The organism is Bacillus sp. M13(2017), assembly GCF_002218325.1.
GTDB lineage: Bacteria > Bacillota > Bacilli > Bacillales > Bacillaceae_G > Bacillus_A > Bacillus_A thuringiensis_K.
Map to the genome: position 1 here is coordinate 111,592 of NZ_KZ268511.1, position 24,164 is coordinate 135,755.

Sequence of the window (24,164 nt, forward strand, 5' to 3'; positions counted from 1 at the left end):
AACAATGTAGGATGTAAGTAAAACATGCATTTCTACTCGGTTTTAGAAAGGATGGATACATATGAAAATGACTGTTGTCGGCTTTTGGGGCGGCTTTCCAGAAGCGGGAGAAGCAACGTCGGGGTATTTGTTTGAACACGATGGTTTTCGTTTACTTGTAGACTGTGGTAGTGGTGTACTAGCACAGCTTCAAAAATATATAACACCATCTCATATAGATGCAGTTGTACTGTCACACTATCATCATGATCATGTTGCGGATATCGGGGTATTGCAATATGCGAGATTAATTATGAGCGGGGCGAAGGGGCAACTACCGGAATTACCAATATACGGCCATACCTTTGACGAGAATGGATTCCATTCTTTAACGCATGAACCACATACGAAAGGAATCGCGTACAATCCAGAAGAAACACTTCAAGTTGGACCGTTCTCGATTTCATTCTTAAAAACTGTTCATCCTGTTACATGCTTTGCGATGCGTATTACAGCTGGAGATGATGCTGTAGTATACAGCGCTGATTCAAGTTATATTCCTGAATTCATTCCATTCACGAAAGATGCTGATCTTTTCATTTGTGAGTGTAATATGTATGCACATCAAGAGGCTGCAAAAGCAGGGCATATGAATAGTACAGAAGTAGCAAGTATTGCGAAAGATGCAAATGTAAAAGAACTTTTATTAACGCACTTACCGCATACAGGCAACCCAGCTGATTTAGTAACAGAAGCAAAACAAATTTTCAGTGGCCATATTACGCTAGCGCATAGTGGCTACGTATGGAACTCATGAGGTGATACGATGTTATTTATTGATAATAAAGGAATTACAGACCCTAGAATAAACTTAGCAATTGAAGAATATTGTGTGAAGAATTTAGATATTAACGAAACATATTTACTGTTTTACATTAATGAGCCTTCGATAATCATTGGTAAAAACCAAAACACAGTAGAAGAAATTAATGCAGATTACGTAAAAGAAAAAGGTATTCATGTCGTTCGTCGTCTATCAGGTGGAGGCGCAGTATATCATGATTTAGGAAACTTAAACTTCAGTTTTATTACGAAAGATGATGGAGACAGTTTCAGCAACTTCAAAAAATTCACAGAGCCTGTAACGAAAGCGCTTAGTAAATTAGGTGTAAATGCAGAACTAAGTGGTCGTAACGACATTTTAGCTGAAGGTAGAAAAATTTCAGGTAACGCGCAGTTCTCAACGAAAGGTCGTATGTTCAGTCACGGTACGTTACTATTTGACTCTGAAATCGATCACGTCGTATCAGCATTAAAAGTAAAAATGGATAAGATTCAATCAAAAGGTATTAAATCAATCCGTAGCCGCGTTGCGAACATTACAGAGTTCCTAAACGAAGAAATGACGACAGAAGAGTTTAGACAACTTCTTCTAGAAACAATTTTCGAAGGAGAAACAGAAATCCCAACGTATGAATTAACAGAAGAGGATTGGAAAGAGATCCACAAACTTTCTGAAGAACGCTACCAAAATTGGGATTGGAACTACGGAAAATCACCGAAGTTCAACTTACAACATTCACACCGCTTCCCAGTTGGACAAGTTGACGTTCGTCTTGAGGTGAAAAAAGGAACAGTAACAGAATGCAAAATTTACGGTGACTTCTTCGGTTCACTAGATGTGCATGATATCGAAGAGCGTCTAACAGGCGTTCAATTCGATAAAGATGCATTCACTGTAGCTTTAGAAGGCGTAGATATCGCACGCTACTTCGGTAACATTACAACAGAAGATTTCTTACATTTATTCTTCTAAAAATGAGGGAGGCTGCCATAATGGGTAGCCTCTTTCTTTTTGTGTAGATTGTCAGATTTTGTCGGTAAGTCGATATAACTGGAAAATCGCTGATATAAATGGAGTTGCGCTGATATATTTGAAAAATCGCCGATATAAATCGAGCTGCGCTGATATATTTGAAAAATCGCCGATATAAATCGAGCTGCACTGATATAACTGAAAAATTGCTCATATAATTTCATTTACCACAAAACATAAAATCACAGGACATTTGCCTCTTATAAAGGAATATATATATTCAAAAGGAGGAGAATCGAAATGAAAAGGGTAATGTACGTTGTATTATTACTCAGCTTCGTCGTCGGAATGACAGCGTGTAGCAGTGGATTGCCCTCAAGTCGTACAATTTTGTCTATCGGAAAACCAGCGGAGGATAATGTTATATATTTTACGCATACAGATAACAAACGAAAGATACATGATATACAAGACATGTTTCAAAATAAGAAGTGGAAAAGAAATGAAACATTCAGCACTGTTAATAAAACACCAGATGTCGTCTTATCAATAGATGAAGACAACAAAGGGTTACCGGCATTATATGTTACCGTGTATTTTCATGAAAATGGAGCGGACGTTTTGAATTTGTATGGGGAGTATACGAGCTTAAATAAAGAGGAACTTGAAAATCTCAGAAAAAAGATGAGTGCATATTATCCTAAAATGATTTTTGGTCTAGTGTTATAAATTACTTGTAAATAAAATCCCCTTATTTTTCCAAAGTAAACTAAGAGAAGGTGATCTGTCTATATGCAGTTAATAGAATATCACTTGCCACTTTAATTTTCTTTTAATATAATTAATTTAGAATTTTTAAATATTCTAAATTTTATAAAGGTGGGGTTTTTGTGAATCTCGTTCAATCTTTGGCTGAAACGGCAAAAAAGAAGGGGGAAAAACCGGCTTATATATTTATGGATCAGTCGGTCTCATATGACCAATTAAACAAAATGGTCACAAGGTTTTCTAGCAATTTAGCAGAAATGGGCATTGGAAAAGGGGACAATGTCGCATTAGTTGTTGGGAACTCACCACATTTTTTGGTCGGTTTATACGGAACAATGAAAGCCGGAGCAACTGTTATTCCAGTTAATCCAATTTATACAGCAGACGAAATGCATTATATTTTACAAAATGGAGATGTAAAAACAATCATCGTACTCGACGTCCTTCTACCTGTTATACAATCTCTTACAACAAGACTTCCTTCATTAGAAAACATCATCATATGTGAAACCTCATCAGATTTTAACCATACAGAAACCGAAAAAATGAAAACGTTTACTAGTTTTGTGGGGACTGGAGATACAACTTACGAAGGTCCTGAACTAGATGAAGAAGATGTAGCGGTTATTCTATACACTTCGGGCACAACTGGAAAACCGAAAGGCGCTATGTTAACACATAAAAATTTATATAGTAATGCGAACGATGTGGCGTCGTATTTACAATATACGGCTGATGACCGCGTTGTTGCGGCACTGCCTATGTTCCATGTATTCTGTTTAACAGTTGCGGTAAATGCACCGATTGTGAACGGGGCAACGATTTTAATGTTACCGAAATTTAGTCCGAAAGAAGTATTCCGTATTTGTCGCACGTACGAACCAACGATCTTTGCTGGCGTACCGACGATGTACAATTATTTATATTTATTTGAAGAAGCAAGTGCAGAAGATGTGAAGACGCTTCGCCTTTGTATTTCCGGTGGTGCATCGATGCCTGTTGCTCTTCTGCAAAACTTTGAAAAACGTTTTAACGTTATTGTTTCAGAAGGATACGGTTTATCAGAAGCATCACCAGTTACTTGTTTCAATCCGCTAGATCGTCCTCGTAAACCAGGATCAATTGGCACAAATATTTGGCATGTAGAAAATAAAATTGTAAATGAACTTGGGGAAGAAGTACCTGTCGGCGCAGTCGGCGAATTAATCGTTCGCGGACCTAACGTTATGAAAGGATACTATAATGCACCAGAAGATACAGCTGCGACATTGAAAGACGGCTGGCTATATACAGGTGACTTGGCGAAAATGGATGAAGAAGGTTACTTCTATATCGTGGATCGTAAAAAAGATATCGTCTTAGTTGGCGGTTATAACGTATACCCTCGTGAAGTAGAAGAAGTATTATATACGCACGAATCAGTAGCGGAAGTTGTCGTAATCGGTGTTCCTGATGAAAACTTAGGAGAAGCTGTGCGAGCGTACGTCGTTTTGAAGCAAGCAAACGTAACAGAAGAAGAGCTAATGCATTACTGCACGTTACATTTAGCGAAATATAAAGTGCCGAAAAGCATTGAGTTTTTAATAGAATTACCGAAGAATACGACGGGTAAGTTGTTAAGAAGAGCATTGAGAGAGAAAGCGATGCAAGTGTAATGAAGAAAAGGTCTCCTAAAAGATATTTTAGGAGACCTTTTCTTTGTTTATCGTAATAACTTTTTCTCATATGAAATGTAGTAGGAAATTTGTATATATAATAGCGGAGCGTGTTCAACTATTTGATATGAGTAGTAATGAAGATATTCTTCCTACTTTCTTACATAAAATTTTTAATTTTGGATATTTGTATCATATGTTTCTGCAACAAACACAAAGTCTACATGCTCTTTATCAATAAAAATACTTGTTTTAGATGGAAGACCTGTTATGGTAGAAACAATATCAACCTCAACAAGGTCAAATCCTACACGATAAGCATCTTCAATTTCAATTCCACCAGTTAGAAAATGCAATCCATCCCCAAATGACTTAAATACAAATACATTTTCTTTCAAACTTTTATTATCCATTTCAATCCATTCTTCGTTAATATAAATCTTAAATGTCGTGCACTTTGGAACACACTCGATGTGATGTATCCCTTTATAACTATTAAGCGAAAACATATAGGTATGAGTTTCTTTAAAGTTAATATCTATCCCGTATTTAAAAGCAAAGGTTTTATATACCATTTCATAAAACAATGGCATTACAATATCATCCCATGCGTCATAGGCAAAAGCATGAATTGGTATTAGATGAGGATATAAACTTACAATCGCTTTTTGAAAATTAAGTAAGATGGTTGTATCTGTAATTTCTTTTAAAGAATCATCTATTTCATGATCATAATCTTTCGAAATTCTGTTATCAATCATATGAAAAACTCCTTACATAGTCTTCTATATACTACGTTTTTCCGCATCATCAGTTTGTGCCTTCTTCAACTAAATTGCAAGTTTAACCGATGATTCCAAAAAAGCCCTTGTCTTATTTTATCAATTGTTAAATGTGTTTATCTTTAAACTTCAATACGAAGATTAAACATGAAGGTGCGGGCGGAAAAGTAACAGAAACAAACTTTGTATACGACCCGATTAACCAATTATTAAATGAAGCACTACCAAACGGAACAAGTAAATCTTATACATATGATGGATTTGGAAACCGTACAAGTGTGAAAGTTGTAGAGAATGGAAAAGAAACAAAGTCTATAGCGGCAACGTTTAATGAAGGAAATCAACTTGTCAAATTCGGAAACGAATCGTTAACGTATGATGCGAATGGAAATCGTACATCTGATGGAAAGTACAAGTATACATGGAATGAAAATGACCAACTTGTAGCGATTACAAAACAAGGTGAGAGCAATGCATTCGCAACGTATAAATATGATGAAAATAATCGTCGTATTGAAAAGAGTGTAAATGGTCAAGTAACACGCTACTTCTATGATGGAGACAGCATTAACCCATTATATGAGACAGATGGTAGTGGAAATGTTCTTCGTCAATATGTATATTCCACAAGTGGTACACGCTTAGCTATAAAATCAAAAGGGCAAACGTTATACTACTACTACAATCCTCGTGGTGATGTTATTGCGATGACAGATCAAAGCAGAGAAGTTGTAGCAACGTATGAAGATGCGTGGGTAATGTTTTGAAAAGTGATACGAAAGGTATTTTAATAAATATTATATCGCTATATTAATAATATATAATACGATTCCTTTATTACAAAGAACAGAGAATTAGGCACATAAAAAAATCTTTTCCATAACATGAAAAGAACGAAAGAATTTTGTTATTTAAATAAAAACCGAGCCACCCTCTAAATGGCGGTTCGGTTTTCTTTATCTATTTTTTCTCTACCAATTTCTTATTCTTCCAATCTAGTGTGAACAATTTATTAAATGTTTTTTGATCAACGTCTTTTACGTTGTTTCCAACCCAGTTTGCAGTTCCGAATGTGTAGCCTGGACGAAGTTGGTAGTCGTCGGCGTGTTTTGTATAAGCGACCTGTAAGTTAGATTGATCTGTATTTTTTTCAGAGATAACAACAGCGATCATACCAGGAGAGAAACCGCTATTTGTTAATGCTGGAAGTTGATCCATCGGTATTAAATTACCTTTTGCATCAGATTCATATAGGTATGTGCGAGAGTACATAAACAGTTGGTTTCCGTATAAAGAATGGTAGGAATCACGTGTGTAAATACCCCAGTTTTGATTGTTAAATCCGTTAAAGAATACGTTCCATTTTACGTTTTTGTTTGTTTGGTCAATTAAATTTGTTTTATAACTAGTTTGTTTATAGCTTACAGAGTCCGACCAAGTGACTTGACCAGTTGCACCCGCTTCAGCGCTAGGGCCATTAGGCGTTACAGAAGCTTTAACAGAGCCACCAAGTTGATAAGATACGCTAGATGTTACAGTCGTTTCTTCTACAGCATTTGTAGGTGCTACGTTAAAGAAACGAGCGCTGTTATCTTGAAGGTTAAATGCAACATCATATTGTGAAGGATAACGTAATGTTGCACTAGCGCCAGGGATTGGGTAGTTATCAATAGGTGCATCACTTATAGTAGAATTTGCTTTTAGAAAACTACCAGTTGTATTAATAACGGCAATCTGTTTATCAGCGCTTGGGTCATCGATAAAAGTCACCTTTAAAGACATTGTCATATTATCAGCTTGATCATTATTAAATGTATTATAGCTCGTATGTGTTTTTGCATTTTGCCCGATATCTGTTACAACTTGCGATGTTGTTTGAGCATAAGCAGCAGGTGTTGAAAGAGTTACAGCGCTACTAGCAAAAACAGCGGATAATGCTAAACATTTTAAGTATGTTTTAGAACGTTTCATACAATCACTTCCTTTTATCTTTGTCGATATATGTCGTATTACATTTATATCGTAACATGAAAATAAAACGGAATGGATGGTTATGCATAATTGCATAGATGAGTTTTGAAGGATAAAGATAATAGAATTTCATCCAACACTTAAGACTCAAAAATGTCCATTACAGCCGTTCTTAAAAATTTTAAGACAATATGTTTATCAATGTTCTTATTCTGAAGATTGAAGCGCTTAATATTTACGTTATAAGTGCATAACAAGTTATAATAGAAGAAATCAATAAGGAGGCTGGCTGTGAAGAATCTTCGTTATCTCAATATATTTACCATATTAATTATATACACACTACTTATGTTTTACATCGGCTGGAACGGATGGATTTGGCTTCATGCGGTATTTGGCTGGGAATCTTGGGGATATTATGCTTTTATAGTTGCATTTATTTCATATGCGTACATTCTCGTGCAAGTGTTTAAGTTTTTGCCATTTCTGCGAACGATAGGTTCGATTTGGTTTGCGGTTATACAATATGCGCTTATGCTGTTGCCATTAGCTAATATTATGGTCTTTCTTTTACAGTTTTCAGTAGAGAAAGAAGCGGCAATTATTTGGACAGGGGCGGCTGTGATAGCTGCATTTATCTTTATCTTTGCGTATGGAGTATTTAATGCGTATAGCCCGGTAGTAAGAAAGTACGAGGTGCACATACCGAAAAAGGTAGAGGGGCGTAAAAGTTTACGCATTGCGATGGCTTCTGATATGCATTTCGGTAAACTGTCTGGCGTTTCGCATTTAAAAAGACTTGTTCGTCATGTAAATGAGATGGAGCCCGATATTATTTTGCTACCAGGTGATATTATCGATGATCATCCAGGTGTGTTCATTCAAAAGAATATGGGACCAATCATGAAACAAATAAAAGCACCATTAGGCGTATATGGCGTATTAGGAAACCATGAATACTACGGTAGAGCGGTTCCAGAGTTTCTACAAGAGATGGATAAGATTGATATTCGTATTCTTTTAGATGAAGTAATTACAATTGAAGATGACTTTTATCTCGTTGGAAGAAGAGATAAAACAGAGCGAGATCGTCAAAGCTTTGAACAATTAATGAGTACGGTAGATAAATCGATGCCTGTTATCGCAATGGATCACCAGCCATTTGAGTTAAAACAAGCAGCGGATGCTGGCGTAGATTTATTATTATCCGGTCATACACACCGCGGACAAATGGCGCCCAATCATATTGTAACGAGAAGAATGTACGAGCTAGACTGGGGATACGCACAAAAAGGCGCGTTCCATGCAATTGTTTCTTCTGGATTTGGATTTTGGGGACCACCGCTTAGACTTGGTAGTAGGTCGGAGATTGTGCAGGTTGAGGTTACGTTTGAATAGGTGTTATGAAATAGAGAGCTGATGGCTCTCTATTTTTTCAATAAAAACAAATAACAATAAATACTTATGTTGGTGCTAATTTCATAAAAGAGACTCAATTAAAATAAAGGGGGATTGTAAGTGATCATATCAGATGTACTATACGGAGAATTTGAAGTGGATCAAGTAGTAGAAGAATTAATTTTAAGTAAGTCTGTGCAAAGACTAAAGGGAATTCATCAAGCAGGCGCAAGTTACTTAATGAACGAGAAATGGAATGTAACGCGCTTTGATCATTCAGTTGGTGTTATGTTATTAGTGAAAAAACTAGGTGGTTCAGTAAAAGAACAGATTGCTGGTTTACTGCATGACGTATCGCATACTGCTTTTTCCCACGTGATTGATTACGTTTTTGATAATGAAGATGAAAGTTATCATGAAGAGATATTTAGTTCTGTTGTGAAAAACTCAGAAATTCCAGCGATTCTTGCGAAGTATGGTTATAACTATGAAGATATTTTGTTAGATGATTCGAAATGGACGTTACTCGAAAGGTCAGCACCAGAATTATGCGCAGACAGAGTGGATTATACATTACGAGATATGTATACATATGGGTATGTTTCTTTAGAAGAAGTTCACAGTTTTTTAGAAGATGTCATCGCTGTAGATGGGAAAATGGTTGTTCAAAGTGTCGAAATGGTAGAATGGTTTACAGAAACGTATTACAAGGAAGTAATCGATTTCTTTATGGAACCAATGAATATTTACGGAAATGATATGTTAGCGAAAACGTTAAAGGTAGCTCTTCATAAAAGGATTATTCATGCAGATGATTTTCTTCTTGAAGATGAGGAGCTTATTTCGAAATTGCAACAATGTAATGACCCCGAAGTAGAAGCTTTATTAAGCAAAGTTCATCGAAATGTAAAAGTAAAAGAAGATAGAAACGATTATGATTTACATCAGAAAAATAAAGTGCGTCTTATTGATCCGCCGTTACTTCGTGAAGGAAAAATCGTTCAGTCGTCTGTTGTGTCAGAAAACATAAGACAGATGAGTGATATTGCTTATGAAAAAGCGGTGAGAGGGATGTATGTGAAATTGATTTCGGAATAAAAAAGAAGTAGCGCATCTTTTTTAGAGCGCTACTTCTTTTTTATTAATGATCAAACCAATTCCAAATCTCAATATCTCCAAGAGTCGCATAACGTACGTGCGGGGAGTTTTGTAATTTTAATAACTCTTTCGATGGGCCAGTAATAACAATTCCGTATACTTTTACACCGTTACCCTTTACATATTGATAACGTTTATCTAAGTTTAGTTCTTTCTCAGAAAGCGCTGCTATTTTGCTTACCGTTTTTTTATGGATAGAAAGGACGCGCATCATTTCGGTTACTTTGTCTTCTTGCGTTTTCTGCCCGTCAGTTTCATTATCGAGGAATCTTACATGTTCTGGAAACCCTATAGCTTCTCCGCCATGTAGGATATAGTCATCTACATTTTTTCTTTCTTGTCCTGTATCTAAAGCGTACCATACAGGAGTTGGAGGGAGTTCTTGTGCCTCGAATATGCTATATAAAAGCGGTTCTAATTCTTTTAAAGTGTAAGCTTTATCAAAAGAAATTGCTACTTCTGCAACGGTTCCATCATGTACTTTTGCAAGTGTATCCCATACTTTTTTTGATGAATCCTTTAAATAATCACCCTGCTCTGTTTTTGGATGAACAAAGAAGAGTTTTGGTTGATAGAACGGATTCATCCAAGTTTGCTTCGTGATATCTACAGATGATAAGAAGCTTTTTGTTTCTATTGTACCGAGGGGCATTTCTTTTTTACCGACGGTTCTTACTAAATCAAATTGGCTATTCGTACGGAAAAAAGCTTCTACACTTGTTCCGCCTGCCATAACGCGGCTATTTGGGATAGTTGCTTCAAGTGCAAGAGAAGGAACCTCTCTAATTTCTTTTAGCCTTTTATCATTATTAGCTTGAAAATAAAAGGCTGATAATACCCCGCCGATTATATAGATAACGATGCAAATTGATAATATAAAACCAAACGTTTGTAAACGATGTTTCCACTTAATTCTCCAAAAAGGAATTTTAAGATCTTTTGGAGGTAACTTTTTCTTAATTGGTTCTGTCTTTGTTAACAGCTCATCTAAGTAAGCTTCACACTCTTCACATGACTCAATATGACTTTCTAACAGTTCTTGTTCATCATACGTGAGCGTTCCGGTTTCATACTTCTTCCATAGTTTTTTTAATTCTGTACAGCCCATCTGTATCACTCCTTTATGCTTTTTATTTCTTTTCGTCCCCTGTGTAATTCAATTTTCACTTTCGCTAATGAGAGACCAGTCATTTCTGCTATTTCCTTATAGGAGAATCCATAGTAATCTCGTAGTAGCAGGGCATTTCGTCGTTCGAGCGGAAGAATGGATAAACTTTCTAACCAACTAGCAATCTCAAATTTTACGAAATATGCATGTTCTGTACTTGGAACGTTTGGTAAATGGAATTCTGCAACTTCTGTTGTTTTATATTTCTTTTCTTTACGATACCAATCGATAAAGGCATTGTAGGCAATTGTAAATAACCACGGCCTAATTTCTTCGCCTTTGTAATAGTCAATATGGACGAGCATTCGGTAAAAGGTTTCTTGCATGAGATCTTCCGCATAGTGGGAATCTCCGGTTAGGGAGAGAAGATAGCGAAATAAATCTTGCATATGCTCGGAGTAAATGTCTTCTAATGATTGTTTGCGTTTCACTACATTTCCCTCCCTTCATACATAACAACGAAATACATATAAAAAAGTTACAATTTTTTATGGAATTATAGTAAAAAACGTCAAGAATTGGATAGGATTCTCTTTTATCATAATACATATAAGGCGGGTGAACAGAGATGGAAAGCTATGAAACACAAATTCAAAGGTCAATTGATTATATTGAGGAAGATGTAATGGAAAAACAGACGCTGCGTAATTTAGCACGTATTGCAGGTTTTTCTGAGTCGCATTTTCATCGTGTATTTCAGGCATTAGTAGGTGATACAGTAATGGAGTATGTTCGAAAGAGGAGGTTAGCCCGGGCAGCTTATCAACTTTCTCATACGGATGAAAAAGTTATTGATATCGCATTTGAGCATGGCTTTCAATCTCACGAAACGTTCACGAGAGCCTTTAAGAAATTATTTCAAATGACACCGAGTGAATATCGAAAACAAGAAATTGAAACACCGATGTATTACAGCGTGAATGTAAAGCAAAGAAAATTAAATCCGTATTTAGGAGGCATACAAATGGAATATCGTATTGTAAATAAACCAGAATTTTTAATGGCAGGTTATGAACTGAAGACGACAAGTAAAGAAGGGAAAAACCATCAAGACATCCCAGCATTTTGGCAAGAATATTTACAAAAAGATCTTGGAACAACGATTCCGAATCGTAAAGATACGAGCCAATGGGTAGAGCTTGGATTATGTACTGATTTTAATTTAGAAACAGGGGACTTCACTTATATTATTGGAATGGAAGTTACAGACTTTGAAAATGTACCAAATGAAATTGCAAAGCGTACTTTCCCTGCAGCAACATATGCAGTATTTACAACGCCGAAAGTTCCTCATAAAGAAATGGTATCGTCTATTCACCAAACTTGGAATGCAGTATTCTCAGAATGGTTCCCGCATTCAGGATATGAACATTGCGGAGTTACAGAGTTTGAACTGTACGATGAGCGTTGCCACGAAGATAAGAGTGAGTTTGCACAAGTAGAGCTTTGGATACCGGTGAAGAAAAAATAATAGGGTAAGAGCGAATCATTGAGAGATGGTTCGCTTTTTTTATAAGTGGATTGTTAAATTTGTATTGTTTTATTTGTAATACATATGAAAATGGTAAAATAAAATAGCAATTAAATATTGCGGGTGGAAGGTTATGCCCTTTCTTCATTTGGTGAAGAAAGGAGGTGTAATCGTATGGAATTTCTTTTGCAAATTTTGTTGGAAATCACAAAAACTATAGCTAGAGAAGGTATAGTTTTGGGATTTAAGAAATTAACGGCAAAAAAGCGCAAAAAGAAGACCACCCGTCTGCCTGCGAAGCGTGGGAAGTCTTCTAAGCGCAAATAAGCTTTAGTTGCAACCTTCCACCTTACGGTAATTAGTTGCAGTGACGGGGTGTTGGAAGCACCTCGTCTACTTCATTTTATGCAAAACTTAGTTAGTTTATACTTCTATTTATAGTATAACAGTTTAGAAATGTATTTGTTAATAGTTTTATTTTTACTTTGTATAGTAGGGAGGTAGGTTAGTATTGTCGGTTTTTGTCGGTAAGTCGATATATTTCGGAAATCGCTGATATAATTCGAGTTGCGCCGATATATTCAAAAAATCGCCGATATAATTTCATATACCGCTAAAACACCTCAAAAAAACGATCCACATAATTTCAATTACCATAAAATTCTCCCAGAAAAGAAAAAAGACGCCACATAGCGTCTTTCCTACGAACGAAACGGAAATACAAGAATAATCGTCGTTCCTTTTCCGAGTGCACTATCAACGGAAATTGTCCCGTTATGAGCATGAACGAGCTGTTTTGTAATGGCTAGGCCAAGTCCAGTTCCGATGTTGCTTTCTTCTGTGTTTGTTCCGCGGTAATATCGTTCAAATAGAAGTTCTTTCGTTTTTTCATCCATTCCTTTTCCATCATCTGAAATGGAGAGTGTAAAGGAATTAGCGTTTTGTGATAGTTTTACGATGACATTAGTCGTTTCGTTATTATGTTTTACAGCATTTACGAGTAAGTTTTCGATAATACGCTGAAACCATTTTTCTTCAATGAAATATTGAATTTTATTTGAGCTCGGTACGAATTCAATATTTTGATTTTGGAGTGTTGGATTGTTAATAAATTGCAATAATACTTTTTGAACGAACTGATTGATTTCAACGTTTACGTGCTGTGCAGGAAGGCTATTATTTTTTAATTGATACGTTAAGCTTAAATCATCAATTAATGTCGTCATATATTGAGATTTCTCTTTCATAACACTACCAAATTGCTGAATATCACGATCAGTCCAGTTATATTGATTCGATTCAAGTAATAATGCGTAGCCATATATAGAGCTAAGTGGTGTTTTTAAATCATGCGTTAGACCAGTAATCCATTCTTCTCGTGTTTGCTGGAGTACTTGCCTCATCGCATCATTTTTTTTGAGTGTAATAGAAAGGTGTTCTAGTGAACTTGTCACATCTCTAAACAAACGGAATGACCATTTTTCTTTACCAGATCGCCGGAACCTGACAGGTTTTCCTTTTTTACTAATAGGTTCTTCATACTTTCCACCAGCGATATTTTTAAGCCAGCGCATCGCATGTAATAACGGTTTCCCGAATTTATTACCGTACCAAATAGAAAGAATGACTAAATAAACAAATACGATAAGAAGGATTAATCCGCATCCGATGAGAAACTTCTTAGTAAATACATCTTCCATTTCATCATCTGGATAGTAGTGCTCATTTTTTGCAGTTACAACGAGAAGGTTGCCACTATTTGCATCGTAAAAGCTAGACGTGTTTTCTTTATGATTCCACGGTTCTGTTTCATTAAGGGCAATTTGTATTGCTGAAAATGTTTTTTTCTTTCCAGTTGGATAGGAAAAAACCTCTTCGCCATTTTGATTAAATATTTGAAGTGCTGCTTTTTCTTTAGACAGTAACTGTTTTTCTTGATCTGTTAATGTGAACGAATCCATCGTTAAAGAGGAATGATCCTTTTGAATTGCTGTCAGTAACGCATTGCTTTTTAACATACCACCATAAATAACAAGTACTTTCTTTTCTTCTAATTCAATTTCCCAATATGTAAATTTATAATTACTTTCGATATGATGTTGTATGTATGCGACTAAAGATGTCTTCGTATAAGCATTCGGAACATCATTTGGTGTATTAAAGTGGTAGAGGATTTTTCCGTTTTCATCTACAACTTGGAGCCAATCATTTTTCTCTTTTATTAAATCTTGCACTTCAGATTGTAATGAAATATGCCCATCTTCTGAAGAGATGTATCTTGAAATTGTAAAACTATCAGAATCTGGAATATTAGGTTCGTATAAAGTACTAGTAAGAAGAAAAATTAAATAAGTAAAAGCAGCAACTACAGCGATAAGTAATGTAACTAAAACAAAAACGTGTTGCATGATAAATTGAATAATAAGTCGTTTATTAAAATTCATATCGTCACCCTACTTTGTAACGAACTTATAACCAAGCCCGCGAACGGTTTTTATATATTCTGGTTTACTTGGATCGTGTTCAATTTTTTCACGTAGTTTTCGAATGTGGACCATAACAGTGTTGTCATCGCCATTATAGGCAGGTGCTCCCCAAACTTTTTCATATATTTCCTCTTTCGAAAATACGTAGTTTGGATTCTCACAAAAGAAGAGTAGTAGTTGAAAGAGTTGAGCGGAACATTCGACAATATGCCCATCTACTGTTAGTTCTGCAGAGTGCTGATCAATTTCAAATCTTCCAAATGAAATCGAGTGTGATTTTTGCTCGTGTGGAACGGTTTGTTTCATATGTCTCCGAAGCTGTGCTTTCATGCGTACTACTACTTCTAATGGATTAAAGGGCTTCGTAATATAATCATCCGCACCGTATGAAAATCCAGATATTTTATCTAAATCAGATGCTTTTGCTGATAGGAAGAAAATGGGACAATCTGTTTGTTGGCGAATGATTGGACAAATATCAAAACCAGATTGTCCAGGAAGCATTACATCTAAAATAATTAAATCGTAATTGTTTTCCTTAGTTAGAGATAAAGCTATTTCAGCTGATGTTGCAGTTGTAATATGAGAAAAACCTTCTTTTTCAAGAATGGTAGTTAGTAATTGTAAAATTGCAGTTTCATCATCAACGAGTAAAATATTTGCTTGGTACATAAACATCCCTCCTAATTTTCTCGAATATCATATCATCCTTTTGTAACTTATGGAATTTTTAAGGAAATTTTAAGGTTTTCTTTCGCAAAAAATTAAGAATCAAATGATATGATAAAAGTAACATAGGGGAGGAGATGAGTGTGAATCCGTTTCAAGTGATGCGAGCTAGATATTTTTTAATTGTATTTGCACTATTAATTTTAATAGCGAGAAGTAGTGGCGATTTGCTAACAAGTATATTTCATATACAAAATTCTTCTTTTATAAATACCCTTATATTCTATATCCTTCCGATGGTATGGATTTTTTATGAGTATAGAAAGCATCACATTTCATTTTCATTGTTTATTAATAAAAATGAAACATTTAACTTGGTGCAAGTTTTATACATTACGGTTATGTTATGCATGTTTAGTTACGGGTATCTTATTTTGTATATGTATAGTTTTGCATGGATTACACCGGACTTTATTATGAATGCCCTGCATGAACCGATTGTAGATAGTACTGGGGGATATGTATCTCAAGTCATTAGGGTCGTATTCATCGCACCAGTTATTGGGGAATTTGTTTTTCGCGGATTTTTACTTCAACGTTTTGCCACAAAATGGGGAACGAGCATAGCGACCATCGTTGTAGCAATATTGTTTGCGTTGTTACATGTTGATTTCCTCGGTGCAGCCATATTCAGCATCGTATTGTCGATTGTATATATTCGTACGAAAAGTTTACTCATGCCAATTGCAATACATATGTTAAACAATGCATTTGTAATAGGTGCGTCTTTTCTAATAAGTAGAGAAAAAATTATGAGTTTTGCCGATTTCTCAAATTATACGACATTCTTTCCTGGACTTATTATTTTTATAACAGGATTAAACTTAGTACTTATCTTTTTATTTGTTAATCGCAAGTATTGGAGTAAAGAAGTGCCAGTTATATATGCAGAGCAGGAAAAGAGCTTTTCAGATGTAGTCGGGAGTAAATAAGATGAAGAAGACGGTTGAAAAAATATTAAAAGATATTATAGATGCTACGTCTATCACAGATATGTGTGATAAAAGCTTTTGTCATTGGCTTCAACCTGTAGTAGATACGATTGTGTTTCCAGAGTATTACTTATTTTCTAGTACTCATTTAAAAGAAAATATTATTTCTCTTCTTATTGTGTTCGGGGTTTTACTAATATTTGGTCTAATTGTAGAAGAAATGATGAAGCGCATCTTCAGAAAGAATGAAGAGAAGTATATGTGGATTCATAAAGTATTCGAGAAAGTAATGGTGGCTTTCCTTTTGTTTTATGGTATAAAAACAATCATTTACTTTATAGCTTTGAAACATCATTAATTCGAAATTTGAAAGGGATGTATAAAATCATATGAATGAAACGATATCATCAAATAAGTTTTTTTATTTGATTTTGCTTAGTCTAGTGTTAATAACGACAGTGAATGTTATTTTGCGCTGGGAGGAAGCTTACTTTTTCATGTATTTAGCGCTCCATTTGTTGGGGATTTTATGTATAAGTGGTGGAGTCGTTACTGAAAAAAAGAGTGAAGAAAGCGTTAACTATATGTGTGTGATCGGTCTTGTTTTACTTTTAGCTGTACAGGGTATTATGAAATATAGTTCTTTCTCTTTACAAGATTTTAGTTTATTAATAGATGTACTTCCTTAAAGAGGCTCTTTATGTTATCTAAACAGTAAGTAGGATACGTGTTGGTTTGTAAGTGTGATCCTTATTACGGATTGTGAACCGAAGAAAGTGTTTAAAGATAGGTAAAACTCTTCTTATGTAGAAGAGTTTTTTTATGTAAATAAAAAGATCCAGAGCAATTCACATAATAAGCTTGTTCTAATTTAGCGTGTACGAACTTACAATAATAATAGACAGGCAGCATAGAGGAGGGAATAGCGTGAGGAAGGTTATCGGTTGGTCGCTTTTTTTGTACGTTGGATTTGCGTTACTTATATATTGGTATTTATTTGGATGGAATCATGAACTTATTCCGGACATGTATAAAGGAACGAGTGCAGATCCAGAAACGTTTATGAGTGCTAGAGAGCTTACGCTAAGCCAAGATTATTCGCGCGTGAAAAATTTACTATACTTTTTAGCGACGCCTCTTGAATGGATTATTTTATTATTTGTACTTGTGCTAGGTATTTCAAGAAAGTTTGAGAAATGGTCGAAGGAAACGACTAAAATAAGTGTTTTGCAAGTTGCGATTTATTTCTTTTATTTATCATTATTGACAACAGTGCTTGCCTTACCGATGCAATGGATTGGCCGGAAAGTGTCCGTTGATTACGGCATTTCAACACAAAGTACACAAAGCTGGATAAAAGATCATGTTATCGGTTTTTGGGAAAGTTATGCGACTATGTTAATCGTAGTTACCGTTCTATTATGGCTTATCCGTAAATTTTCGAAGAGATGGTGGCTAGCAGGATGGGCGCTCTCTGTTCCATTTACAATCTTTTTAACATTCATACAGCCTGTCGTTATTGATCCACTGTATAACGACTTCTCGACGCTGAAAAATAAAGAATTAGAAACGAAAATTTTAGCGATAGCAGACAAAGCGGACATTCCTGCTAAACACGTATATGAAGTAAATATGTCAGAAAAAACGAATGCATTAAATGCTTACGTAACAGGAATTGGCCCTAACGCCCGTATTGTAATGTGGGATACAACACTTAAGCAGTTAAAAGATAAAGAGATTTTATTTATAATGGCCCATGAAATGGGGCATTATGTTATGAAACATATATATTTTGGCGTTGCAAGTTATGTGTTGCTATCGTTTATAGGTATGTTTTTAATTAGTCGTATTATAAATATGTGTATTCGCAAATGGGGAGATACATTGCAAATTTCAAAAGTGGCATGTTTCTCCATTTTACCTTTATTTTTCTTAATTTCTTCTATACTCTCTTTTGCAGCACAACCAGCAACAAACTACGTTTCACGTATAGAAGAAAGAGCCGCAGATCAATATGCTTTAAATATGACGAAGGACGGGAAATCTGGTGTGAAAACTTTTCAATATTTATCAAAAACAAGTTTAAGCCAAGTAAATCCGCCTGCGTTAGTGAAATTTTTCTTATACACGCACCCACCAATTTTTGAAAGAATTCATACGTTTGAACAATATGAGAAACAAAGCAAAAAGGAGTAGCATGATAGCTACTTCTTTTTTTATAGAGATATAAGTTTCATATTGGGAATATTTATCATTGCTTTTTATTGTGATTTTGTAAATAATAAGCTATAAAATTCTAAAAATCTATATATAAAGGAATAAAGGTGAAAAAATGTATTTTTTACAAAATTTAAAAGTGAAATATAAATTATTGTCGCTTATTTCATTAGCAGTTTTAGGTATGGTAATTATAAGCAGTGTAGCAATTAGTTCTATTAATAAGATTAAGCATGATACAGAGGTTGTAGTAGATGATTATCAATATTCTGCAATTTTATTAGAAGGAATGCTTCGCACACAAAATTCACTAGAATATAATTTATTAGAATTAATTACGGCATCACAAAATGAAGTAGCAAATAAAGAGGGAATAATTAATAATATTGAAAAGGATCTTAAAAAATATGATTCTTTATTAAAAGAATATGATGATGGTTTTAATTTAAGTAAGCAAGAGGATGAACTGTTTCAGAAGATGAAGAAATCTTTACCAAGTTATAAAGATACATATAAAAAAATATTTGAAAAGGCGAAGGCAACAAACGAGCCACAAATGGTACATGAATTTCAGAAGGAATTAAAACCGAAGGGAATAGAGTTAGCTGGTTATGCAGTGGATCTAGAATCGTATGTTTCAAACTTAGCTGATCAAGTATTTAAAGATTCTCAAAAAATGATTGATCGATCCGTTATTACCTTTATCATTCTTGTAGTAGTTACTACAATCGTTATATGTATAGTAAGTTATATTATTAGCAAGCTTATAGTTGCTCCTTTACAAACGGTTAGTCGTATGATGGAAAGAGCGAAAGAAGGAGATTTAACCGTACATGGTGATTATACTGCTAAGGATGAATTAGGTGTATTAGTAAGTAATTTTAACGAGATGATTGCAGGGCTAAGAACAAATATGCAAGAAGTAGAGAATAATATTCAGCTTTTATTCCAACATGCAGACGGAGTAGTATCTGCATCAGAAGTATCTAGTAGTGCAGCGAAGAAAATCACTATGGATATTGAAGAAGTTGCAAATGGTGCAGAAAGTCAAATGCAAGCAATGGAACAAACTGCGGGTGCGATGGAAGAGTTGACACAAGGAATGCAGAGTATAGTCAATACATCATCCTCTGTAAATGAATTATCTGCTCAATCAGCATTAGATGCAGAGAATGGTAACAAATTAATGAAACAAATGATTCAACAGATGGATACAATCCAAAATTCGGTACATAGCGGTGTGAAACAAGTAGAGACTATGAAAGAACAATCAGAAGAAATTGTTAAAATCATTGATGTTATGCAAGGTATTACCTCCCAGATTAACTTATTAGCATTAAACGCCGCAATTGAGGCTGCACGTGCTGGTGAAAGTGGTAGAGGATTTGCAATTGTGGCAGATGAAGTGCGGAAATTAGCAGAACAATCTAGTGATTCTGCAAAACAAATTGAGAATCTTATTACTCAAGTTATGGGAACAACGAACCATACGGTACATATGATGGGGAAAGTAGATAATGAGGTACAGGCAGGTACACAAGTAGTAATGCATACAGAAAAAGTATTTGGAACAATTACAGAAAAAGTACAGCAAGTATCTGAGCAAATTCAAACGGTATCTATGTCTACAGATGAAATTGCAGCGAGTAGTGAGGAAATCTCGGCTTCTGCAGAAGACATGGCTCAAATTTCCCAAAGATCATCTGACCGAACTGATAGGGTAAAAGAGTCTATTCAACAGCAAGAAAAATCTGTTCAAGAGATTTCGGTTTCAATTGAACATATGCATAACGCAGCAGGAAAATTAAAACAAATAGTTGCCCAATTTACTCTTCAAAAGTAGTAGCATATTTGAGTGTTAATAAAGATAAAAAAATCATCCTCTTTTAAGAAAAAAGGATGATTTTTTTATCCCGTTATTTGCTGGGCAGTAAGACCCCCACCTCAAAATTCAGCGAAAAATGCTACCCTTGAAATATAAACTATCAATATAGTAGCCTCCATTAGGTATCTCCTTTAGGTGCCAATAAAGGGAAGTTATAAAGTGAAAAGGAGTTTATAAAGAAATTGTAGAATGTTTTAGTATATAACACCTTAGATGTAACAACTTCCTTTTTGAAAAAGAAAGAAGGAGGCATAAAGCAGAAAGGTAGTGGAAATATTTCTTCTAGAAGATTTGCATTTTATCTTACATTCACCAAAAAATAGTACTCCTGAAACAATGAAGTTCATTTTATTTGAATGAAATAGGGAGAGAGGATAATGAAGAAAAAAATATTGGGTGTAATGATGATTGCGACAATGGCAGTAGGTATATTTGCAGGGGCGAATGTGACACCTGTAAAAGCGGAAGAGTATCCACAAATGATTGTGTTTGAAGATGTTCCATACGGATTTTGGGCATATGATGCTATTATGGATTTAGCGTATCATAAAATTATATTAGGGTATGGAAACGGGAAGTATGGTGTTAGCGATCTTATAACACGTGAACAAGTAGCTGGGACTATTTACAGAACACTTGAGATAAAAGAAGAAGGGCCAGTAGCGAATCCATATAAAGATGTTTCTGATAGTACAACCACTTTTAAAAAGGAAATTTTAGCGTTAACAAAACGTGGGGTTTTTACAGGGGATGGCCAAGGGGATTTTAGGCCGAAAGCACCAATCTCTAGAGCGGAAATGGCTGTCATTTTAAAACGAGCATTTAATTTTGAAACGAAACAAAAACATACATTTAAAGATATTCCAAAAGGTCACTGGGCAGAAGATGCAATTAGTGCGTTACAATCTAATAATGTTGTGAGAGGAACTGGGAATGGCATGTATGAATTAAATCGCCCTGTACCTAGAGAACAATATGCTCAGTTTATTAATAATGCGATTATTAATTATCATTTGAAAGAGGATTGGAAGTAGAGTGAAATATGAAAGCACAAATAGAAATAGTTGTGCTTTTTTGTTTGTTTAAAAAGAATTATTATTCGTATTTATGTATTTTTATGGTTATACACAAGCTTTATAATCAACCCGATGAAAAAGACATGATGTGTAATATGATTCACAAAACCGTCACGAAATGTGTCGAAAAATATATTGTCTCTATACCATTTATTCTGTATATTTTAAAAAAAACATATGCATATTGGGGAGATAATTGGATGAGCAAAAAATTATTAAAAACAGCTACAGCATTAACAATTATGGGTGGGGTGTTATTCTCAGCAGAGAGTGATAGTGTAAAAGCGGAAAGTGCACCGTTGCAAAAAACAAATACAATTGTATTTCAAGATGTACCAAAAGGACATTGGGCATATGAGGCAATTCATGAATTAGCGGAGCAAGAAATCATTTTGGGATATGGTGATGGAATATTCGGTTTTGGGGATAATGTAACACGTGAGCAAGTTGCAGCTTTAATTTACCGTGTGTTTGATATGGAAGAACAAGATGAATATGAAAACCCATATGGAGATATCGATGAAAATTCAACAAGCTTTATCGAGGAGATATTGGCTTTAACGGAAATCGGAATTTTCCAGGGAGACGAGAATGGAAACTTTAGACCGAAGGCAACGTTATCGCGTGCGGAAATGGCACAAGTTCTTACGAATGCTTTTGACTTACAGGCAAAAGGATCTCATAACTTTAATGATGTTTCAGCAAATTCATGGGCAACGAATGCAATTAGTGCAGTACAAACAAATGGTATTACAATGGGAATCGGAGAAGGTAAATTCGGTCCGTCTATGAAGGTAACGAGAGAACAATACGCACAGTTTTTACATAGAGCAATATTGCATGATATGGAACAAGGGCAGTAATAAAGTTTAACTAGTCAAAGTGAAATTTAAAAATAATACAAAAAGGTCGTTGTTGTATAACAGCGGCCTTTTTTTTATAAAATAAAGCGCGAAAGAATGACGTTTTGAAAAAAAATGAAATGAATTTTCAAAAAAAACTTCCTTTTCTGAAGATTTGTTATATAATATAAAACATGAAATCAAATCTGTTATAAAACAGTTTAAGAAGGGGATGCTAATATGTCGACGCAAACTTCACGGGTTACACTCGTTGGAGAAATGTTACCAGCGTACAACGAAATATTGACACCTGAGGTGCTTAGTTTTTTGAAGGAACTACATGAGAATTTTAATGAGCGCCGCATAGAACTTTTACAAAAACGTGTAGAAAAACAAAAGAGAATTGATGCAGGGGAGTTTCCGAAGTTTCTAGAAGAAACAAAACACATACGTGAAGCGGATTGGACAATTGCCAAGCTGCCAAAAGACTTAGAGGATCGTCGCGTAGAGATTACTGGACCGGTAGATAGAAAGATGGTCATTAACGCTTTAAATTCAGGAGCGCATCTTTTTATGGCGGATTTTGAAGATTCGAATGCACCAACTTGGGAAAACGCAGTTGAAGGTCAAATCAATTTACGAGATGCAGTAAAGGGAACGATTTCACATGAAAATGATAAAGGGAAAGAATATAGATTAAATGAGAAAACAGCTGTACTCATTGTACGTCCAAGAGGATGGCATTTAGAGGAAAAGCATATGCAAGTTGATGGGAAAAATATGTCGGGTAGTTTAGTAGATTTCGGCTTGTACTTTTTCCATAATGCGAAAGCTCTTTTAGCGAAAGGGAGCGGCCCATACTTTTACTTACCGAAAATGGAAAGTTATTTAGAAGCGAGATTATGGAATGATGTATTCGTATTTGCTCAAAAATATATCGGCATTCCAAATGGAACGATTAAAGCAACTGTGTTACTGGAAACGATTCACGCTTCGTTTGAAATGGATGAAATTTTGTATGAGCTAAAAGATCATTCTGCTGGCTTAAACTGCGGAAGATGGGATTATATTTTTAGCTTTTTAAAGAGTTTCCGTAATCATAATAAATTCTTACTACCAGATAGAGCACAAGTCACGATGACGGCGCCATTTATGCGTTCGTATTCTTTGAAAGTAATTCAAACATGTCACCGCCGTAATGCACCAGCAATTGGAGGAATGGCGGCACAAATTCCGATTAAAAATAATCCAGAAGCAAATGAAGCAGCTTTTGAAAAAGTGCGTGCTGATAAGGAACGCGAAGCTTTAGACGGTCATGACGGGACTTGGGTTGCCCACCCTGGACTTGTACCGGTTGCAATGGAAGTGTTTAATCACATTATGAAAACACCAAATCAAATTTTTAGAAAACGTGAAGAAATATGTGTAACAGAAAACGATTTACTAGAGGTACCGGTGGGAACGATTACAGAAGAGGGCCTTCGCATGAATATTAGCGTAGGTATTCAATATATTGCATCTTGGTTAAGCGGACGGGGAGCAGCACCCATTTATAACTTAATGGAAGATGCGGCAACAGCTGAAATTTCAAGAGCACAAGTATGGCAATGGATTCGTCATGAAGGTGGAAAACTAAATGATGGTCGTAATATTACGCTTGAATTAATGGAAGAGTTAAAAGAAGAAGAATTAGCAAAAATAGAAAGAGAGATTGGTAAGGAAGCCTTTAAGAAAGGGAGATTCCAAGAGGCGACAACGTTGTTTACAAATCTCGTTCGGAATGATGAATTCGTACCATTTTTAACATTACCGGGTTATGAAATTTTATAAA

22 protein-coding genes and 3 pseudogenes are annotated in these 24,164 nt (G+C 35.2%); 18 read left to right on the forward strand and 7 right to left on the reverse strand.

All coding sequences use genetic code 11. The features are described from left to right. Positions 1-61: 61 nt before the first annotated feature. The 4 genes from CGQ22_RS22785 to CGQ22_RS22805 all read left to right on the forward strand — a co-directional run bounded on the left by CGQ22_RS22785 (position 62) and on the right by CGQ22_RS22805 (position 4,218). On the forward strand, positions 62-796 hold the full coding sequence (locus CGQ22_RS22785) for an MBL fold metallo-hydrolase (RefSeq protein ID WP_000784679.1): 735 nt from the start codon (positions 62-64) through the stop codon (positions 794-796). A gap of 9 nt (positions 797-805) precedes the next feature. Beyond that, positions 806-1,795, forward strand: a complete 990-nt coding sequence (gene lplA, locus CGQ22_RS22790) for a lipoate--protein ligase (RefSeq protein ID WP_000897281.1) — start codon at positions 806-808, stop codon at positions 1,793-1,795. A gap of 300 nt (positions 1,796-2,095) precedes the next feature. After that, positions 2,096-2,524: an electron transport complex subunit RsxD gene (locus tag CGQ22_RS22800; RefSeq protein WP_046945935.1), complete on the forward strand. Its 429-nt coding sequence runs from the start codon at positions 2,096-2,098 to the stop codon at positions 2,522-2,524. 161 nt (positions 2,525-2,685) lie between these two features. Further along, entirely contained in the window at positions 2,686-4,218 is a 1,533-nt protein-coding gene (locus tag CGQ22_RS22805) for a fatty acid--CoA ligase family protein (protein WP_001055200.1), read from the forward strand. 173 nt (positions 4,219-4,391) lie between these two features. Here CGQ22_RS22805 and CGQ22_RS22815 read toward each other — a convergent pair whose 3' ends face one another. Continuing rightward, positions 4,392-4,979 carry a hypothetical protein gene (locus tag CGQ22_RS22815; protein ID WP_000566764.1) on the reverse strand — a complete coding sequence of 196 codons (588 nt, stop codon included), beginning with the start codon at positions 4,977-4,979 and terminating at the stop codon, positions 4,392-4,394. Positions 4,980-5,134: 155 nt separating this feature from the next. On the opposite strand from CGQ22_RS22815, the pseudogene CGQ22_RS22820 reads away from it, so the two are divergent. Further along, a pseudogene (locus CGQ22_RS22820) lies at positions 5,135-5,787 on the forward strand (hypothetical protein); the annotation flags it as partial. A 173-nt stretch (positions 5,788-5,960) separates the two neighbouring features. On the opposite strand, the gene cytK2 reads toward CGQ22_RS22820, so the two are convergent. Together cytK2 and CGQ22_RS32805 are read right to left on the reverse strand one after the other, a co-directional pair. Further along, positions 5,961-6,971 (reverse strand): beta-channel forming cytolysin CytK2, encoded by a 1,011-nt coding sequence (gene cytK2 / locus CGQ22_RS22825; protein WP_061883877.1) that lies wholly within the window; start codon positions 6,969-6,971, stop codon positions 5,961-5,963. Positions 6,972-7,114: 143 nt separating this feature from the next. Further along, positions 7,115-7,228, reverse strand: a pseudogene (locus tag CGQ22_RS32805) (TetR family transcriptional regulator); the annotation flags it as partial. Between the two features lie 34 nt (positions 7,229-7,262). On the opposite strand from CGQ22_RS32805, the gene CGQ22_RS22835 reads away from it, so the two are divergent. Both CGQ22_RS22835 and CGQ22_RS22840 read left to right on the forward strand, forming a co-directional pair. Beyond that, the gene (locus CGQ22_RS22835) at positions 7,263-8,369 is read left to right on the forward strand and encodes a metallophosphoesterase (RefSeq protein WP_089149397.1); all 1,107 of its coding nucleotides are present in this window, start codon (positions 7,263-7,265) and stop codon (positions 8,367-8,369) included. A gap of 120 nt (positions 8,370-8,489) precedes the next feature. Next, positions 8,490-9,467, forward strand: a complete 978-nt coding sequence (locus CGQ22_RS22840) for an HD domain-containing protein (protein WP_089149398.1) — start codon at positions 8,490-8,492, stop codon at positions 9,465-9,467. Between the two features lie 43 nt (positions 9,468-9,510). On the opposite strand, the gene CGQ22_RS22845 is transcribed toward CGQ22_RS22840, so the two are convergent. Continuing rightward, positions 9,511-10,635 carry an anti-sigma factor gene (locus CGQ22_RS22845; protein ID WP_089149399.1) on the reverse strand — a complete coding sequence of 375 codons (1,125 nt, stop codon included), beginning with the start codon at positions 10,633-10,635 and terminating at the stop codon, positions 9,511-9,513. Positions 10,636-10,640: 5 nt separating this feature from the next. Continuing rightward, a complete protein-coding gene (locus CGQ22_RS22850; RefSeq protein ID WP_000823979.1) occupies positions 10,641-11,126 on the reverse strand; it encodes an RNA polymerase sigma factor in 486 nt (161 codons plus the stop codon). A 137-nt stretch (positions 11,127-11,263) separates the two neighbouring features. On the opposite strand from CGQ22_RS22850, the gene CGQ22_RS22855 reads away from it, so the two are divergent. Together CGQ22_RS22855 and CGQ22_RS32135 are read left to right on the forward strand one after the other, a co-directional pair. Further along, the gene (locus CGQ22_RS22855) at positions 11,264-12,166 is read left to right on the forward strand and encodes an AraC family transcriptional regulator (RefSeq protein WP_000446844.1); all 903 of its coding nucleotides are present in this window, start codon (positions 11,264-11,266) and stop codon (positions 12,164-12,166) included. A gap of 174 nt (positions 12,167-12,340) precedes the next feature. Beyond that, positions 12,341-12,493, forward strand: a complete 153-nt coding sequence (locus CGQ22_RS32135; protein ID WP_000394945.1) for a hypothetical protein — start codon at positions 12,341-12,343, stop codon at positions 12,491-12,493. Positions 12,494-12,867: 374 nt separating this feature from the next. On the opposite strand, the gene CGQ22_RS22865 is transcribed toward CGQ22_RS32135, so the two are convergent. After that, positions 12,868-14,610 (reverse strand): sensor histidine kinase, encoded by a 1,743-nt coding sequence (locus CGQ22_RS22865; protein WP_001010452.1) that lies wholly within the window; start codon positions 14,608-14,610, stop codon positions 12,868-12,870. Between the two features lie 9 nt (positions 14,611-14,619). Next, on the reverse strand, positions 14,620-15,324 hold the full coding sequence (locus CGQ22_RS22870) for a response regulator transcription factor (protein ID WP_000283861.1): 705 nt from the start codon (positions 15,322-15,324) through the stop codon (positions 14,620-14,622). A 140-nt stretch (positions 15,325-15,464) separates the two neighbouring features. Between CGQ22_RS22870 and CGQ22_RS22875 the strand changes: the two genes are divergently transcribed. The 9 genes and pseudogenes from CGQ22_RS22875 to aceB all read left to right on the forward strand — a co-directional run bounded on the left by CGQ22_RS22875 (position 15,465) and on the right by aceB (position 24,163). After that, the gene (locus CGQ22_RS22875; protein ID WP_001067990.1) at positions 15,465-16,313 is read left to right on the forward strand and encodes a CPBP family intramembrane glutamic endopeptidase; all 849 of its coding nucleotides are present in this window, start codon (positions 15,465-15,467) and stop codon (positions 16,311-16,313) included. A gap of 1 nt (position 16,314) precedes the next feature. Further along, entirely contained in the window at positions 16,315-16,671 is a 357-nt protein-coding gene (locus tag CGQ22_RS22880) for a hypothetical protein (RefSeq protein WP_000754328.1), read from the forward strand. A 31-nt stretch (positions 16,672-16,702) separates the two neighbouring features. Continuing rightward, on the forward strand, positions 16,703-17,002 hold the full coding sequence (locus CGQ22_RS22885; protein WP_002163887.1) for a DUF2101 family protein: 300 nt from the start codon (positions 16,703-16,705) through the stop codon (positions 17,000-17,002). A 238-nt stretch (positions 17,003-17,240) separates the two neighbouring features. Beyond that, positions 17,241-18,509 carry a M48 family metallopeptidase gene (locus CGQ22_RS22890; protein WP_001233324.1) on the forward strand — a complete coding sequence of 423 codons (1,269 nt, stop codon included), beginning with the start codon at positions 17,241-17,243 and terminating at the stop codon, positions 18,507-18,509. Positions 18,510-18,645: 136 nt separating this feature from the next. Next, positions 18,646-19,425 (forward strand): annotated as a pseudogene (locus CGQ22_RS33020) (MCP four helix bundle domain-containing protein); the annotation flags it as partial. Positions 19,426-19,581: 156 nt separating this feature from the next. Then, positions 19,582-20,373 carry a methyl-accepting chemotaxis protein gene (locus CGQ22_RS33025; RefSeq protein ID WP_406940645.1) on the forward strand — a complete coding sequence of 264 codons (792 nt, stop codon included), beginning with the start codon at positions 19,582-19,584 and terminating at the stop codon, positions 20,371-20,373. A 419-nt stretch (positions 20,374-20,792) separates the two neighbouring features. Then, on the forward strand, positions 20,793-21,449 hold the full coding sequence (locus CGQ22_RS22900; RefSeq protein ID WP_139032721.1) for an S-layer homology domain-containing protein: 657 nt from the start codon (positions 20,793-20,795) through the stop codon (positions 21,447-21,449). Positions 21,450-21,586: 137 nt separating this feature from the next. Then, complete coding sequence (locus CGQ22_RS22905) at positions 21,587-22,354, forward strand: S-layer homology domain-containing protein (protein ID WP_139032722.1); 768 nt, start codon at positions 21,587-21,589, stop codon at positions 22,352-22,354. A 219-nt stretch (positions 22,355-22,573) separates the two neighbouring features. After that, complete coding sequence (aceB, locus tag CGQ22_RS22910) at positions 22,574-24,163, forward strand: malate synthase A (protein WP_000107337.1); 1,590 nt, start codon at positions 22,574-22,576, stop codon at positions 24,161-24,163. The last annotated feature ends 1 nt before the right edge of the window (position 24,164 follow it).